This is a genomic window from Glaciimonas sp. PAMC28666 (genome assembly GCF_016917355.1).
Lineage (GTDB): Bacteria > Pseudomonadota > Gammaproteobacteria > Burkholderiales > Burkholderiaceae_D > Glaciimonas.
This window is the reverse complement of sequence record NZ_CP070304.1, coordinates 2,291,961-2,308,315: the sequence shown is the minus strand read 5'-3', so window position 1 is coordinate 2,308,315 and position 16,355 is coordinate 2,291,961. Positions and strand designations below refer to the sequence as shown.

Here is a 16,355-nt window from a genome sequence, read left to right as displayed (position 1 = left end):
TTCAACCGTCTGTTCAACCGTCTGTTCAACCTTTTTACTGACCAAAACCATGCCATCCGCACTTATTCACCCCGATCTTAGCGATTGCCGCCGCCTGTTTTTGCGCAACTACGAGGTGCAGATCAATATCGGCGTCTTTGAATTTGAGAAAAAGGGTGAACAGCGGGCGCTCATCAACGTCGACCTGTTCATCCCTCTGGCACTGTCGACCCCCAATAACGATCAGCTCGATGAGGTCGTCGATTACGACTTTATGCGCAATACGGTCGCTAAACGCATGCAACAGGGCCACATTCATCTTCAAGAAACCTTATGTGATGACCTGGCCAGCGCCTTGCTGGCCCATCCTAAAGTACGCGCAGTGCGCGTTACCACCGAAAAACCGGACGCTTATAATGATTGTGATTCAGTCGGCGTCGAAGTATTTCGGATCAAACCGAGAGCAGCATTGTTGGAGCCAACATGAATTCCGTACTAAAAACCTTTTTCGATCCTAACATGCTCGATCTGACCCCAGCTACTCCGCTTCTTGCCAGCGCCGCCCGCGAAGAACCCGCGCCGCCAAGTGCGAAACAGGTCGAAAAGATCGCCCACGAAAACAATAAACTGCATAAGCGCCTGTGCCGACAAGTGGGGCAAGCCATCGGCGACTTCAACATGATTGAAGACGGCGACAAAATCATGGTCTGCCTGTCAGGCGGCAAAGATAGTTACGCATTATTGGACATTCTGATCACACTGCGCCAACGTGCGCCGATCAATTTCGACATCATTGCGGTGAATCTGGATCAGAAGCAGCCCAACTTTCCTGCGCATATTCTGCCAGACTATCTGACCAATCTTGGCGTGGCGTTCCATATCGAAAATCAAGATACCTATAGTATTGTCAAGCGGCTGATACCGGAAGGTAAAACCACCTGCTCGCTATGCTCACGCCTGCGCCGTGGCATTTTGTACCGGGTCGCCACAGAGTTGGGCGCAACCAAAGTCGCACTCGGCCATCACCGCGACGACATCATGGAAACTTTCTTCCTGAACATGTTTTTTGGTGGCAAGTTGAAAAGTATGCCCGCCAAATTGCAGTCTGACGATGGCAAGCAAATCGTTATACGCCCTTTGGCCTATGTCAAAGAAGCTGATCTCACCCGCTATGCTGAAGTCAAACAATTCCCCATCATTCCCTGCGATCTGTGCGGCAGTCAGGAAAATTTGCAGCGCAAGCAGATCAAAAACATGCTGCGCGAATGGGAAAAGAAGCATCCGGGCCGGGTCGACAACATCTTCTCGTCCCTCTCCACTGTCGCCCCATCACATCTGATGGACCGTAATCTGTTCGACTTCGAGGGACTGACAGCGACAGGAATTGCAGATCCTAATGGTGATATTGCCTTTGATGATGAACCATGTGCCGTGCCGACCAATACCGTCTCGAGCGTCATTCCGTTGCACGTGACTGAGTAACCGAATAAAAAATCCGGTCGTGTATTTTCGGCACCAATTTATGCCATTAAAACAGTGCAAAATAAATGGCTATTCGTTCCCGTTTCCTGGTTAACCCAATCAGCCACGGAGGGCGGATAGATAGCCTCTTCAACGCCATGCAAATTTTCAATGGAAGTTGCGCCATCGGACTATATAATCAAAATTACTGCTGACATTAACCGGCGTCACGGAGCCGGGTCAGAGAAGACGTGAATGTGCTTTACGGGTGCTCATCTCGCTTTATTGATAATCGGAGAAGAAACATATGCCCGCTTCCTACACCCTGAAAAGGGATAGCGATGGTCAGTTTTATTTTGTGTTGTACGCAGCTAACGGAGAAGTCGTTCTCACCAGCGAAACTTACGCAGCAAAAGCATCGGCAGAAAATGGCATCGCCTCAGTACAAACCAACAGCTCCCATGATGACCGGTACAGCCGTAATCAGGCAGCCAACGGCAAGTTTTACTTCAATCTGAAAGCCGCAAACCATCAGGTCATCGGTCACAGTCTGATGTACAGCACTACCGTCGCGCGTGATGTCGCCATCGCAACCGTAAAGAAAAATGGCCCCACCCATGCCGTCGTCAATGAGACGTGACCCGATAAGGGGTTGCAAAGGCAGTAACAATCCACCAGAACGATCTTAGGAATGCGCCAATCACAGAATTCGGTGTAGTGGATTTTTGTGTAAAAAGCCCTATCAAGTTTGCAACCAACTGTAAGGCGTGTCATCCCTTTTAGCGCCACACCGTTCTAGGATGCACAACACCAATCAGGAGCACACATGAAAAATCGTACTATTCAACGTTATGCTCTCATGGCACTCACTGTCGCAGCCACTTTAACGGTTGCCGGATGCGTGGTCGCACCACCTCAACAACGGGCGGTCCAAAACCACATTGTTCAGACGCCGCCAGCCCCCTTATCTGAAGTGATCCCGCCACCACCCTATCCCGATGCCTATTGGATTGGCGGACACTGGAAATGGGAAGGCAATCGCTATGTCTGGAATAACGGACACTGGGAGCAATCGCGTCAGAATCAGGTATTTCAGCATCCTTACTGGAGCAACAATGGGGTTGAGTGGACCTATCACCCAGGACGTTGGGTAACCCTCGTACCGACACAAAACACCTCCGCAATAGTGATCAACGTCGCGCCGCCTGCTCCGAGAATAGAGAACCTGACACCGGCACCTAGTCCGAATCACGTCTGGATCGGCGGCTTCTGGCGCTGGGATAACGGGCAGCATGTGTGGGTCAGCGGGCATTGGGAAGTGCGTCGTGACGGTTATTTCTATGCGCCAGCACATTGGTACCGAAGCGGCAATACCTGGACCTTTTCTGGTGGCTTCTGGCAGCATTACTAACCTTCACCTGCAACGACTCTACGCGCCGTTTCTGGCGCGTTCGAAGCCAGCACCTCCCATCGCGGCACATCCTCGATGGGAATTTGCATTCAGGAAATCTATTTATCCTACTTTAGCGCATGCCCCGTGCTAAAATTTTGCACCTCATCTCCCACAAAGTACCGTCATGAATGTAGTCATACTCGCCGCCGGCATGGGCAAACGCATGCAATCGGCGCTGCCGAAAGTGTTACACCCGCTCGCCGGTAAATCCTTGCTGGCGCATGTCATTGATACCGCGCGCAGCTTATCGCCAACGAGGTTGTGCGTCATTTACGGCCATGGCGGTGATGCGGTCTTGACCCAGTTTACCGCTGCAGATTTGGTGTTCGCGAAACAAGAACCACAACTTGGCACCGGGCACGCCGTCATGCAAGCAGTTCCGCAACTGGACGATAGCGTCCCGACCTTAATTCTGTATGGGGACGTGCCGCTGACCACAAGCGCATCGCTGCAACGTCTGGTGGCGGCTGCTGGCTCAGATAAACTCGGCATACTGACAGTCCAGCTTGACGATCCGACCGGGTACGGCCGCATCGTCCGTGAAAATAGGGAAACGGGCGATATTGTCCGCATTGTCGAACAAAAGGACGCCAACCCCGCCGAACGCGCTATTACTGAATGCAACACCGGAATCATGATCGCACCGACCGCGCTGCTAAAACAATGGCTGGCGGGCTTATCCAACAACAATGCGCAGGGTGAATACTACCTGACCGACATCGTTGCCAGCGCAGTCGCTGGTGGAACCAAAGTCGTGTCGGCACAGCCTGACGCCGTTTGGGAGACCCTGGGTGTCAACAGTAAGGTGCAACTGGCCGAGCTGGAACGCATACACCAACGCAGTATCGCGCACCGGTTGCTAGAACAGGGCGTGACGCTACTCGATCCGGCACGGCTGGACGTGCGCGGCACCCTGATTTGCGGCCGCGACGTCACGATTGACATCGGGTGCATTTTTGAAGGCAACGTCAGGCTGGACGATCGAGTCACTATCGGTGCCCATTGCGTCATCAAAAATGCGCACATTGGTCTCGCCGCTAACATCAAGCCGTTCTGCCACATCGAAGAGGCGACAGTCGGCGCACAGTCGCAAATCGGACCGTATGCACGTTTGCGTCCCGGCACCACATTGGGTGAAGAGGTTCATATTGGCAATTTCGTCGAAGTTAAAAATTGCCAGATCGCCGCGTACAGCAAAGCCAATCATCTGACCTATCTTGGCGATGCCACCATAGGATCACGCGTAAACGTCGGTGCCGGCACCATTACCTGCAACTATGACGGCGTCAATAAATCCCGCACGATGATTGAAGATGACGCCTTTATCGGTAGCGTTAGTCAGCTGGTGGCACCTGTTACGGTTGGCAAAGGCGCGACTATCGGCGCAGGAACGACCCTCACGAGAGATGCGCCGGCGGGCAAGTTGACGGTATCCCGGAGTAAGCAGATAACGGTGGAAGGCTGGGAACGCCCGGTGAAGATAAAAAAATAACAGCACCAATATAAGGCGGCGACAAGGCAGCAACAAGGCTGCCTTTCGCTTCGCGCACCGCCTCAACTTCCCTTCCGTAGCCCATAGCGGGCAAAGCCTCAATACTCAACACCTCAACACCTCAACATTAAACCGCGATGCTAGTCTCAAACTTACTTCGCAAAATCGAAAAATATGTTTTCACATTGCGCACATTTTTTTGGGCCGCAAATAGCCGGTGCGCCAGCGCGTGATAGGCCGCCATATCGGCCACCTGCGCCACCATCACAAAATCCGGCCCTGGCGAGACACGATAGCATTGCAAAACTGACGCCTCTTTGGCGATGAGCGCCTCAAACGCCACCTGATATTCATCGCCCTGATGATCCAGCGTGACTTCCACCAGCGCCGTTAGCCCCGCGCCAACCTTTTCCGGCGCAACAATTGCCACCTGCCGCACAATAACGCCAAGCTCGGTGAGCCGCTTTACCCGACGCAGACAGGTCGGTGCGGAGGCATGAATCGACGCCGCCAGCTGTTGATTGGTTTGTGAAGCGTCTTGTTGCAGCGCGTTTAAAATACGCCGATCAAGTGCATCCAGAAAAATATTCATAGCAAATTTGAAACAAAGCTAAAATTGATATTGAAATATAAGGAAGCAATATTGAAAAATTTGAATTTTTCGTTCATTCGTTAAATATCATGAAATAATACGCCAAAAATTCAAAAATTAAGACAAATTATTTCATCTTCAACGGCTTAGAATACTCGGATTCAAATTCACTTCCGAGGCTACCATGTGCGGTATCGTTGGCGCAGTTGCGCAAAATAATGTCATTCCAATCCTGATCGAAGGATTAAAACGTCTTGAATACCGCGGTTATGACTCTTGTGGCGTCGCGGTACATCTCGACGGAAAACTCCAACGATCACGCAGCACATCCCGCGTCGCCGATCTGGAAAATCAGATTGCACTGTCCGGATTAAACGGTTTCACCGGAATCGCCCATACTCGCTGGGCCACCCACGGCGCACCGGCCACGCACAACGCCCATCCGCATTTTTCCCGCGATCGCATTGCGCTCGTTCACAACGGCATCATTGAAAATCACGATGATCTGCGCGCCGAACTGCAGGCCGTGGGATATGTATTCGAAAGCCAGACCGACACCGAAGTCATCGCCCATTTGGTCGATCACATGTACACCGGCGACCTGTTCGAGACCGTCCAGCTGGCCGTCAAACGTCTCACCGGCGCTTTTGCGATTGCTGTGTTCAGTGTTGATGAGCCACACCGCGTAGTTGCCGCACGTCAAGGTTCACCGCTCATCGTCGGCATCGGCGAAGGACAAAATTTCGTCGCATCGGACGCTATGGCAATCGCCGGCACCACCGATCAAATTGTCTACCTGGAAGAAGGCGACGTGGTTGATCTACAGCTGCAACGCGTCTGGATCGTCGATAGCAATGGCAAGTCAGTCGAGCGCGAAGTCAAAACCGTCCATGCTTACAGCAGCGCGGTCGAATTGGGGCCGTATCAGCACTACATGCAAAAGGAAATTTTTGAGCAGCCACGCGCCATTGCCGACACCCTCGAAGGCGTCACCGGGATCATGCCGGAGCTATTCGGCGACAAAGCATTCAGCACTTTTCAGCAAATTGATTCAGTCCTGATTCTGGCTTGCGGCACCAGCTATTATGCGGGTCTCACTGCCAAATACTGGATCGAATCCGTGGCAAAAATTCCGACCAGTGTCGAAATCGCCAGCGAATATCGTTACCGTGACAGTGTGCCGAATCCCAATACACTAGTCGTTACCATCACTCAAAGCGGCGAAACCGCCGACACGCTCGCTGCCGTCAAACACGCGCGCTCATTAGGTATGCAGCACACGCTCACCATCTGCAACGCCGCCACCAGCGCCATGGTGCGCGAATGTGCGCTGGCTTACATTACCCGCGCTGGCGTCGAAGTCGGCGTCGCCTCGACCAAAGCCTTCACCACGCAACTGGTCGGCCTATTTTTGCTGACGCTGGCATTGGCCCAATCCAAAAATCGCCTCAGCGACGAGCAAGAGCAAGCGCATTTGAAAGCACTACGTCATCTGCCCGCTGCATTGCAAAGCGTCCTAGCGCTGGAACCCCACATCGTCGCATGGGCAGAAGCTTTCGCACGTAAAGAAAACGCCCTATTCCTCGGTCGCGGCATTCACTATCCGATCGCACTCGAAGGCGCCTTAAAACTCAAAGAAATCACCTATATCCATGCAGAAGCTTATGCCGCCGGGGAACTCAAGCATGGTCCGTTAGCGCTAGTCACCGAAGAAATGCCAGTGGTCACAGTCGCACCTAACGACGCCCTGATTGAAAAATTGAAATCCAACATGCAAGAAGTCCGCGCCCGCGGCGGCCAGCTTTACGTCTTCGCCGACGCCGACTCTCGCATCAACCCAAGCGAAGGCGTACACGTCATTCGCCTGCCGGAAAACTACGGTTTGCTGTCGCCGATTTTGCACGTCGTACCGCTGCAATTGCTGGCCTATCACACGGCGCTGGCGCGGGGAACAGATGTTGATAAGCCGCGGAACCTGGCTAAATCGGTGACGGTAGAATAGGAGCGTACGCTGGGCCGTGTTCATCATCGTGGGAATATTGCTTTCCAATAAGACTCGCGTTGATAACGCACCCTGTTTTTGACGTGACTCCCTTATTTTGCAAAGATATAATCCATATTTGCAAAAGACTTAAATTCCAGTGCGTTACCGGATGGATCCAAAAAAAACATGGTTGCCTGTTCGCCGACCTGTCCCTTAAAGCGGATGTAGGGATCAATGATGAATTTTATGCCGGCGGCTCTTAGTTTCTCGGCCAAAGCCTCCCATTCGGGCAACGTCAAAATTACACCGAAATGGCGACACGGGACTGCGTGATCGTCCACCGAACTGCTAGCGCTCGTTCCGGTTTCCTGGGGCGCCAGATGTGCTACCAGTTGATGCCCGTAAAAATTGAAGTCGACCCATTGTTCAGAACTGCGGCCTTCTGCGCAACCTAGAAGATCGCCGTAAAAGCGACGGGCCTCTGCGATATCGTTGACGGGAAAAGCCAAATGAAACAGTGACGTTGTACTCATCTACTTACCTCTTTCCGAAATTAAAGCAATAATGGAATCTTCCCTTCCGCTCAATCAGCATCGCAACGGATCTTGCCAGCAAACGTCAGCCTCTGATGGCACGGGAATTCCTGCAGTCTACATATTCCAATATACGATGTAAAATGATCAATTTAAGTGCTCGTAATTAGAATAATTCATAAGCATTCTTCATAGGCTTAATTCATAAGCTTAATTCATAAGCTCAATTCACAAGCATATTTCATAAATATGATTCGCTATCTCAAAACCTTTATAGTCGCAGCCCGGCTTGAGTCCTTCTCTGGCGCGGGCACGAAACTTGGCCTAACTCAGTCGGCCGTAAGCATGCAGGTTCGCCGTCTTGAAGATGAGTTGAACTGCGAGCTGTTCACCCGAGTGGGGAAATCCGTGTCGCTCAGCGATCATGGCAAGCAATTGTTACGAACGTCCGAAGAAATTGTCCGGTTGTTCGAATCGATGAAGGGGCAGACAGACGTCGCAGCAACCCGCGGAAAAATTGAGATCGGTGCCATTTCGACCGTGCAACTTGGCTTGTTACCTGCAGCGTTGGCCTATTTTCGTCAGGCATTCCCGTTGGTGGAGGTGAATGTCGTTCCCGGCACATCGGTGCAACTAATGTCGCAATTTGATAGTAACGATTTATCACTGGCGGTGATGATCCGTCCTGCCCTGAAGATCAACCGAGGACTGAGATGGACAACCGTCATAAGTGAAACCTATGTGGCAATTGCGCCTCTGACCACGCGCGAAACTAGCATCAAAGTATTACTTTCATCGCATCCCTTTTTGCGCTACAGCCGCCGCTCGTATGGTGGCCAGCTAGTCGATCGGTATTTGAAACGTGCGCGCTTGCATGTCAACGAGACGATGGAACTGGATGAACCTATGGTCATCATGGAGATGGTCAAGAAAGGATTGGGCGTCGCCATCATTCCTTATGAACTGGTATCAGGGACCTCGAACAAAAAATTACGTGTTCTTCCCCTGGAGGATCGTGGTTTTTTGCGCGAAATCGGAATATTGCAAAAAATCACCTCAGCCCCCAACGCCGCCGTTGCCACCTTGATCGAATGTATTGCCAGAGCGGCTTCAGAGAAAGCATCCAGTGCGGCAAAAAATCTCGCAGCTGATTTTGCGCGGGGCACAGGTTGACTGTTGCTTGCAGCGATGCGGTAGGGTTTGAGCGTGCAAATCATGTCCGTGCGGACAAAAAAAAGCTCGCCGAAGCGAGCTTTTTTAACACCGAACTCAGAGTTTAAAACTGATTCATTGTGTTGTCTTTACCGGATGCTTTCAACGCAGCGTCGCCACTGAAATAATCTTTGTGGTCATCGCCGAGGTCTGAACCGGCCATGTTTTGATGCTTGACGCAAGCAACGCCCTGACGGATTTCCTTGCGCTGTACACCGGCAACATAACCTAACATACCCTGGTCACCGAAGTAGTCTTTTGCCAGACTGTCAGTAGACAAGGCAGCGGTGTGATAAGTCGGCAGCGTAATCAGGTGATGGAAAATACCGGCTTCACGTGCTGAGTCAGCCTGGAATGTGCGGATTTTTTCATCTGCAGCAATTGCCAGTTCGGTTGCGTCGTACTCAACACTCATCAAACCAGTGCGATCGTACGCAGAAACGTCTTTACCTTCGCTTTTCATCAAATCGAATATTTGCTGACGGAAGTTCAGGGTCCAGTTAAATGATGGGCTATTGTTATAAACCAGCTTGGCATTCGGGATCACTTTACGGATTGCTTTGACCATGCCGCCGATTTGCGCAATGTGTGGCTTCTCAGTTTCGATCCACAATAAGTCAGCGCCATTTTGGAGTGCTGTGATCGAGTCCAGGACACAACGCTCTTCGCCAGTACCAGCGCGGAATTGGAACAAGTTGCTTGGCAGACGTAAAGGCCGGACCAGTTTGCCATCGCGCTTGATAACAACGTCACCGTTGTTCATGGATTCTGTCGATACTTCTTCAACATCGAGGAACGAGTTGTATTGATCGCCCAGATCGCCCGGCTCACGCGTCACCGCGATTTGCTTTGTTAGGCCCGCACCCAGGGAGTCGGTACGCGCAACGATGATACCGTCGTCTACACCCATCTCCAGGAACGCGTAACGGATGGCACGGATCTTCGCGAGGAAGTCTTCATGCGGAACAGTGACTTTACCGTCTTGGTGGCCGCACTGCTTTTCATCAGAAACCTGATTTTCGATCTGGATACAGCAAGCACCAGCTTCGATGAGCTGCTTCGCCATCAGGTAGGTCGCTTCAGCATTGCCGAAACCGGCATCGATATCCGCAATGATTGGCACTACGTGCGTGATGTGATTGTCGATTTTGTCCTGAATTGCTTGCTTGGCGGCGCCTTCAGCACCATCCAGTTGACGGAATAAACCACCGAGTTCGCGTGCATCAGCCTGGCGCAGGAAAGTGTAAAGCTCTTTGATCAGGGCGGCAACCGCCGTCTTCTCATGCATCGACTGGTCAGGCAATGGACCGAACTCAGAGCGCAGCGCAGCAATCATCCAGCCAGACAGATACAAATAACGACGCTCGGTGCTATTGAAGTGCTTCTTGATGGAAATCATCTTCTGTTGACCGATAAAACCGTGCCAGCAACCCAACGACTGGGTGTACTTTGACGAGTCTGCATCGTACTTTGCCATGTCATCACGCATGATCTTGGCGGTGTATCGGGCGATGTCCAGACCGGTTTTGAATTTGTTCTGGGCGCGCATGCGTGCAGCTGATTCTGGATTGATTGCGTTCCAGGCACTACCTTCTTTGTCTTTAAGACCGGCAATGGCTTTGATATCTTCCTGATATTGGGACATGTAGATTTCCTTAAATAATTAAACAAGATTGAGAAAGCAAATTGGGTGTTCGTGGATCCGTTCGGTATCGTCCGAAAAAACTAAAGCAGAGCTGGAAGAAAAACCGCATGAAAGAATCATAGCTGTTTTTTTACTTCTAGGCTATGTCTTATATAAGACATATGACTTAAATTTATCTGTTTATTTTCAAGTAGTTACGTAGGGTTTTTTGCTATGTGAAATGAATTTTCAGAAAAATGAAATTAAATTCTGATTTTTTATCTTGCGCTCTTACCACGATGTGAAATTGACTTTCCGTATGGTGGGAAAACGGGGTAAATTTAATTTCTTGGCCGAGCGGACCCTGGCTGCTTTAGAGCCGACGGGGTTCTGCTAACGACAATGCATCATTTAGATTGACTAATTTGTATAGACATTATATTTTAATTGACTATACAACTTGTGATTCCACCTCTAACAGTCGGGATAGAACATTGAGGCGCTGATGAAAGGAGCCAGCCAATCTTTAAACGGCTTCTGGCCGTCACTCTTACGCTATTTCACGATTTCGTTATGTCAATTTTGCAATATTAGAAAGTAACCGCCATGAAAACATCATTAACTTTACAGCCAGGAAAAATGTCCCTGGCAGAAATCCGCAGCATCTGGGCCGCATCCGGTTCACTAGCCTTACCGCCATCCGCTTATGCCGCCATTAATGCTTCAGCGGCTACCGTGGCGCGCATCGTCGAGCGTGGGGATGCTGCTTACGGCATTAATACCGGGTTCGGCAAGTTGGCCAAAACCCGCATCCCGGACGAACAGCTGGAGCTACTCCAACGTAATCTGATCCTCTCGCATTCGGTCGGCACCGGCGAACTGATCGAAGATGCCTCCGTCCGGCTGATTCTGGCGATGAAGATTGGTAGCCTGGCGCGTGGCTTCTCCGGCATCAGGGCGCAGGTGATCAATGCCTTGTTGGCGATCTACAACGCCGGCATCATGCCTTGCATTCCAGTGAAAGGCTCGGTCGGTGCATCCGGCGATCTGGCACCGCTTTCGCACATGACGCTGGCGATCCTTGGTGAAGGCCAGGTGCGGGTCGACGGCAAGCTGGTTGACGCCAGGGAGGCATTGGCTAACGCTGGCATTACCCCTGTCGTACTGGCCGCCAAAGAGGGCCTTGCATTGATCAACGGTACCCAGGTCTCGACTGCACTCGCCTTGAACGGCCTGTTCCTGGCGGAGCGCGTGCTTGAAGCCGCCACAGTCACCGGCGCGCTGGCGGTCGATGCAGCGCGGGGCAGCGATGCGCCATTCGATCCACGTGTGCATGAAGTGCGCGGTCAGCCGGGGCAAATCGCCAGCGCCAGGATATATCGGCAACTACTGAGCGGCAGCGCGATCCGGCAATCTCATCTGGTCAACGACGAGCGCGTGCAAGATCCCTACAGTTTGCGCTGCCAGCCGCAGGTGATGGGCGCTTGCGTCGACATCATCAGCAACGCCGCCCGCACCTTGCTGATCGAAGCCAACGCGGTAACTGACAATCCATTGATCTTTGCCGAGCATGACGAGGTGATCTCCGGCGGAAACTTTCACGCTGAGCCAGTGGCTTTCGCGGCCGATACGCTGGCACTGGCGATTGCCGAGATTGGGGCGTTGTCGGAACGCCGCATTGCATTGCTGATTGACTCTTCGCTGTCAGGTCTGCCGCCGTTCCTGGTGGAGTCATCCGGCCTCAATTCCGGTTTCATGATCGCGCATGTGACGGCCGCCGCGCTCGCATCTGAGAACAAATCGTTGGCGCACCCGGCCAGCGTGGATAGTTTGCCGACTTCTGCAAACCAGGAAGACCATGTCAGCATGGCGACTTTTGCTGGCCGTCGGCTGCATGAGATGGCACACAACACGGCTACCATCGTGGCGATTGAATTGCTAGCAGCAGCGCAGGGCATCGATTGCCATCGGCCACTCACCACTTCACCGATGCTGGCACAGGTGCAGCAACGCTTGCGCGAGAAAGTAGCGTTTTACGATAAAGACCGATTCTTCGCACCCGATATCGAAGCAGCCAAACAACTGGTACTGCAAGGCGCGGTTAGTCATAGCTGCCGCGCACTATTCTCCGATTTGTACAGCGACTAATCCAGACCTCATCGTTGCATCACCTCGTCCACCCCGTTTAGTCGCGCATGGTTGGTCCTTGCGCGACTTAACTACGGCACACCTCAAGATATAAATTGTGCGAAAGATGACAGGTCTACGTTACCGCCGCTGAGGATGATCCCAACTCTTTTTCCGGCTATCGGATAAGCCGCATGAAGAGCCGCCGCCGCCGCCAGGCACCCTGTTGGTTCGACCACGATCTTCATCCTTTCAGCAAAAAATTTCATTGTTTCGATAAGTTGCGCATCGGACACCGTCACGATGTCATGCACATGGCGCTGAATCACTGCAAAATTATGGTGTCCGAGATGCGTTACCTTTGCGCCATCAGCAATGGTGTCCGGCACGGAAATATGCACAATTTCCCCTTTACGGAATGATTGCTGCCCATCGTTTCCACGTTCCGGCTCGACCCCGATGACTTCGCAACGTGGACTCAATCCTGATGCGGCAAGCGCCGAACCGGCCAGCAAGCCGCCGCCACCAAGGCACACCAGCAATACATCCAGCTCGCCCACTTCTTCGAACAATTCCATTGCGGCAGTGCCCTGGCCGCAGATAACGTCGGGATGGTCATACGGTGGAATCAACGTCATGTTCTTTTCTTCCGCGAGTTGACGCGCAATGGCTTCGCGGTCTTCTGTATAGCGGTTATAGGTGATCACCTCAGCGCCGTAGCCTTTGGTCGCTTGGATTTTCAGTGCGGGCGCATCTTCCGGCATGATGATCACTGCCCGGATTCCGAGAAGTTTGGCAGCTAAAGCGATGGCCTGGGCGTGGTTGCCGGACGAAAAAGTCAGTACACCGTTGTGGCGCTGCTCTTCCGTAAACTGAGACAAAGCATTGTAGGCACCGCGAAACTTGAACGCGCCTATGCGTTGCAGATTTTCGCACTTAAAAAATAGTTCAGCGCCGGCAATATCATTGGCCGTTTTAGAAGTCATGACCGGCGTACGATGCGCCGCGCCCTTAATTCTTTGTGCGGCCTGTTGTACGTCACCGAAGCTCAGGTTATCGTTATCGTTCATGCTCATATTTATCTCTCAGCTGTTTGGTTGTCTGTGCGTTAATCTGGCGTGACCCAATTCGCAGATCATCAACGAGATCGCTGACCACACCAGATTTTGATATAACGTATAGACAGTTTTGCCCTTGGAATGTTGCCATATGCGGCGCAATTCCGACGACAAAACATGTCACTTCCGGCTGCTGCCTGGGAGTATTTTAAGTCTACTTAAGTGCTACCAGTCCACTACCAGTTTACGCTGCGACGCTGCCAGACAATGTTGGATAATCGATATAACCGTGGCCATCACCGCCATACATCGTCTTCGGATCTGGCTCACTGAGTGGTGCCGAAGTACGCATGCGCTCGACCAGATCCGGATTCGAGATGAACGGCCGACCAAATGCAATCAAATCCGCCTTTCCAGCATCTAACCGATGATCTGCCAAAGCTGCGTCGTAGCCGTTATTTGCCATATACGCGCCATTAAACAAAGCACGTAGTATCTGCAGATCAAAGCCGCCCGCTACCTCACGCTCGCCGCCGGTATCGCCTTCAATGACATGAAGATAAGCAAGCTTGAATGCGTTCAGCTTTTCCACCACGTGCGTAAACAGCGCCTGTGGATTGCTATCCCAAATATCGCCAAACTTGCTTAACGGTGAAATCCTTAAGCCGACCCGATTGCCGCCCCAAACGGCCGTGACGGCTTCCGTCACCTCGACCAGAAGGCGTACGCGGTTTTCGATACTTCCGCCATAGGCATCCGTGCGTTGATTGGTCTTATCGCGCAAGAACTGATCGAGCAAATAACCGTTTGCAGCATGGATTTCGACGCCATCGAAACCAGCAGCCAAAGCATACTTTGCCGCCTGACGATATTGTTCGACAATGCCGGGCATTTCCTCCAGGCGCAAGGCGCGGGGTGTCACCAGCGGGACGAAACCGTCGTTGGTGTAGGCTTGTCCCTCCGGTGTGATCGCTGAAGGTGCTACCGGCAATTCGTTATTGGGTTGAATCGAGGGATGAGAGATACGACCGACGTGCCATAGCTGCAAATAGATCCGACCATCCTTGGCATGCACCGCTTCGGTGATTTTTTTCCAGGCGTCAACTTGTGTCTGGTTATAAATGCCCGGCGTAAAGACATAACCTTTGCCTTGCGGCGAGATTTGCGTAGCCTCGGCGATGATCAAACCCGCACTGGCGCGTTGCGCGTAATACAAGATCGCCATCTCGCTCGGCACGTCGCCCTCAGTGGCGCGGCTGCGTGTCAACGGTGCCATTACGATCCGATTACGCAGAAGATAAGGACCGAGCTGGACGCTTTCGAAGAGGCGTTCGTTATTGGCATTAATAGAATTTGTCTCGGCTGGCATGGGAGCTCCTGAATTAAGAAAAAGCGGTTAAACGGGTAGGGAAAAAATCCCATCCTGGCTAAAAGTTGCGGCTTTGCTAAAAATTTCCAGAACAAACTGGATGCCGCCTACTTTAACTGCTTTTTTACTTCTTCACTCGTTAGCCCGATCCAGGGTGAGGCTGCCATACGTCCCTTAGCTGGCAAGTACTTTGGCCAACTAATTTGGCAACTCACTTGGCAACTCACCCAAGGAAACTTACGAAGTTTCTTCTTTGTCTATTTAAATAAAGTCTTATTTGATCAACTTCCTGTTACGCCTGCGCTGGCATTGCTACTCACCCGCAATCGCCTTCGCAATCACCATCCGCTGAATATCGCTGGTGCCTTCATAAATCTGCGTTACACGCACGTCCCGATAAATCCGTTCGACCGGAAAATCCCGGGTGTAGCCGTAACCACCCAAAGTTTGTAGCGCGGCGCTGCAGACTTTCTCGGCACCCTCGGAGGCGAACAACTTGGCCATTGAAGCTTCTTTCAGACAAGGCAATCCGGCGTCTTTCAGCGCCGCCGCGTGCAATGTGAGCTGGCGCGATGCTTCGATGGTCATCGCCATATCCGCGAGCCGAAATGCCACCGCCTGATGCGTTATCAAAGGCACGCCAAAAGATAGCCGATCCTTCGCATAGGCCAGCGCTGCTTCATATGCAGCACGCGCCATACCGATTGATTGTGCGGCAATCCCGATGCGCCCCGCTTCCAGATTCGACAACGCAATTTTGTAGCCCTGCCCTTCTTCGCCGACTAGCGCTTCGAGTGGTACCCGACAATTTTCAAAGCTGATCTGAGCGGTATCCGACGCATGTTGTCCCAGCTTTTTTTCAATACCGGCAACCCGATATCCGGGTGTGTCGGTCGGAATCAAGAAGCAGGACATGCCTCGTTTCCCTTTTTCAGAATCGGTGACTGCGATCACAATCGCCACATCGGCTTCACGGCCGGTGGTGATGAATTGCTTGACGCCATTGATGACCCAAGCGTCGCCATCACGGCGCGCACTGGTCTTCAATGCTGAGGCATCTGAACCAGCCTGAGGTTCGGTCAGACAAAAGCATCCCAGCAAACGTCCACTGGCGAAGCCCTCCAGATAGCGCGCTTTTTGCGATTCCGAGGCGAATTTCTCAGTGATACCGCAGATCAGTGAATTTTGCACCGAGACGATGGTCGACGTAGCGCCATGTCCGGCCGCGATTTCTTCCAGTACCACCGCCAACGTTACGTAATCCATTCCCGCGCCACCGTATTGTTCGCTAACCGTCACGCCCATGGCACCCAGGCCGCCAAGTGCTTTCAATGCATCACGAGGGAAGAGCGCGTCCGATTCCCACTTTTCGGCAAAGGGGGCTAACTGCTCCTGCGCAAAACTGCGTATGGCTTCGCGGATAATTTGTTGCTCTTCGGTCAAAATCATGTTGTCTCCGATGGTATTTTTA

General features: G+C 52.2%; 14 protein-coding genes. 8 read left to right on the top strand and 6 right to left on the bottom strand.

Going from position 1 to position 16,355, the window contains the following annotated elements; translation table 11 throughout:
• Window positions 1–49 precede the first annotated feature (49 nt).
• From JQN73_RS09790 to glmU, 5 genes are all read left to right on the top strand, one after another.
• On the top strand, window positions 50–466 hold the full coding sequence (locus JQN73_RS09790; RefSeq protein ID WP_205322857.1) for a dihydroneopterin aldolase: 417 nt from the start codon (window positions 50–52) through the stop codon (window positions 464–466).
• Between the two features lie 32 nt (window positions 467–498).
• Window positions 499–1,461: a tRNA 2-thiocytidine(32) synthetase TtcA gene (gene ttcA, locus JQN73_RS09785; RefSeq protein WP_205323298.1), complete on the top strand. Its 963-nt coding sequence runs from the start codon at window positions 499–501 to the stop codon at window positions 1,459–1,461.
• Window positions 1,462–1,747: 286 nt separating this feature from the next.
• Window positions 1,748–2,080 (top strand): YegP family protein, encoded by a 333-nt coding sequence (locus tag JQN73_RS09780; protein WP_205322856.1) that lies wholly within the window; start codon window positions 1,748–1,750, stop codon window positions 2,078–2,080.
• A gap of 186 nt (window positions 2,081–2,266) precedes the next feature.
• Window positions 2,267–2,851: a YXWGXW repeat-containing protein gene (locus JQN73_RS09775; protein WP_205322855.1), complete on the top strand. Its 585-nt coding sequence runs from the start codon at window positions 2,267–2,269 to the stop codon at window positions 2,849–2,851.
• A 166-nt stretch (window positions 2,852–3,017) separates the two neighbouring features.
• Entirely contained in the window at window positions 3,018–4,385 is a 1,368-nt protein-coding gene (glmU, locus tag JQN73_RS09770) for a bifunctional UDP-N-acetylglucosamine diphosphorylase/glucosamine-1-phosphate N-acetyltransferase GlmU (protein WP_205322854.1), read from the top strand.
• A gap of 127 nt (window positions 4,386–4,512) precedes the next feature.
• Here the strand turns inward: glmU and JQN73_RS09765 are convergent, their stop codons facing one another.
• Complete coding sequence (locus JQN73_RS09765) at window positions 4,513–4,977, bottom strand: Lrp/AsnC family transcriptional regulator (protein ID WP_205322853.1); 465 nt, start codon at window positions 4,975–4,977, stop codon at window positions 4,513–4,515.
• Between the two features lie 184 nt (window positions 4,978–5,161).
• Between JQN73_RS09765 and glmS the strand changes: the two genes are divergently transcribed.
• Window positions 5,162–6,979 carry a glutamine--fructose-6-phosphate transaminase (isomerizing) gene (gene glmS, locus JQN73_RS09760; RefSeq protein WP_205322852.1) on the top strand — a complete coding sequence of 606 codons (1,818 nt, stop codon included), beginning with the start codon at window positions 5,162–5,164 and terminating at the stop codon, window positions 6,977–6,979.
• 92 nt (window positions 6,980–7,071) lie between these two features.
• On the opposite strand, the gene JQN73_RS09755 is transcribed toward glmS, so the two are convergent.
• On the bottom strand, window positions 7,072–7,494 hold the full coding sequence (locus JQN73_RS09755; RefSeq protein WP_205322851.1) for a VOC family protein: 423 nt from the start codon (window positions 7,492–7,494) through the stop codon (window positions 7,072–7,074).
• Window positions 7,495–7,743: 249 nt separating this feature from the next.
• Between JQN73_RS09755 and JQN73_RS09750 the strand changes: the two genes are divergently transcribed.
• A complete protein-coding gene (locus tag JQN73_RS09750) occupies window positions 7,744–8,667 on the top strand; it encodes a LysR family transcriptional regulator (RefSeq protein WP_205322850.1) in 924 nt (307 codons plus the stop codon).
• A 103-nt stretch (window positions 8,668–8,770) separates the two neighbouring features.
• Here JQN73_RS09750 and JQN73_RS09745 read toward each other — a convergent pair whose 3' ends face one another.
• Window positions 8,771–10,351, bottom strand: coding sequence for an isocitrate lyase (locus JQN73_RS09745; protein WP_205322849.1), 1,581 nt, complete (start codon window positions 10,349–10,351; stop codon window positions 8,771–8,773).
• A gap of 585 nt (window positions 10,352–10,936) precedes the next feature.
• Here JQN73_RS09745 and hutH point away from each other — a divergent pair.
• The gene (hutH, locus tag JQN73_RS09740; protein WP_205322848.1) at window positions 10,937–12,478 is read left to right on the top strand and encodes a histidine ammonia-lyase; all 1,542 of its coding nucleotides are present in this window, start codon (window positions 10,937–10,939) and stop codon (window positions 12,476–12,478) included.
• Window positions 12,479–12,561: 83 nt separating this feature from the next.
• Here hutH and JQN73_RS09735 read toward each other — a convergent pair whose 3' ends face one another.
• From JQN73_RS09735 to JQN73_RS09725, 3 genes are all read right to left on the bottom strand, one after another.
• A complete protein-coding gene (locus JQN73_RS09735; RefSeq protein ID WP_205323297.1) occupies window positions 12,562–13,527 on the bottom strand; it encodes a threo-3-hydroxy-L-aspartate ammonia-lyase in 966 nt (321 codons plus the stop codon).
• Between the two features lie 232 nt (window positions 13,528–13,759).
• Window positions 13,760–14,884, bottom strand: coding sequence for an alkene reductase (locus JQN73_RS09730; RefSeq protein ID WP_205322847.1), 1,125 nt, complete (start codon window positions 14,882–14,884; stop codon window positions 13,760–13,762).
• A 312-nt stretch (window positions 14,885–15,196) separates the two neighbouring features.
• Window positions 15,197–16,333 (bottom strand): acyl-CoA dehydrogenase family protein, encoded by a 1,137-nt coding sequence (locus JQN73_RS09725; protein ID WP_205322846.1) that lies wholly within the window; start codon window positions 16,331–16,333, stop codon window positions 15,197–15,199.
• Window positions 16,334–16,355 lie beyond the last annotated feature (22 nt).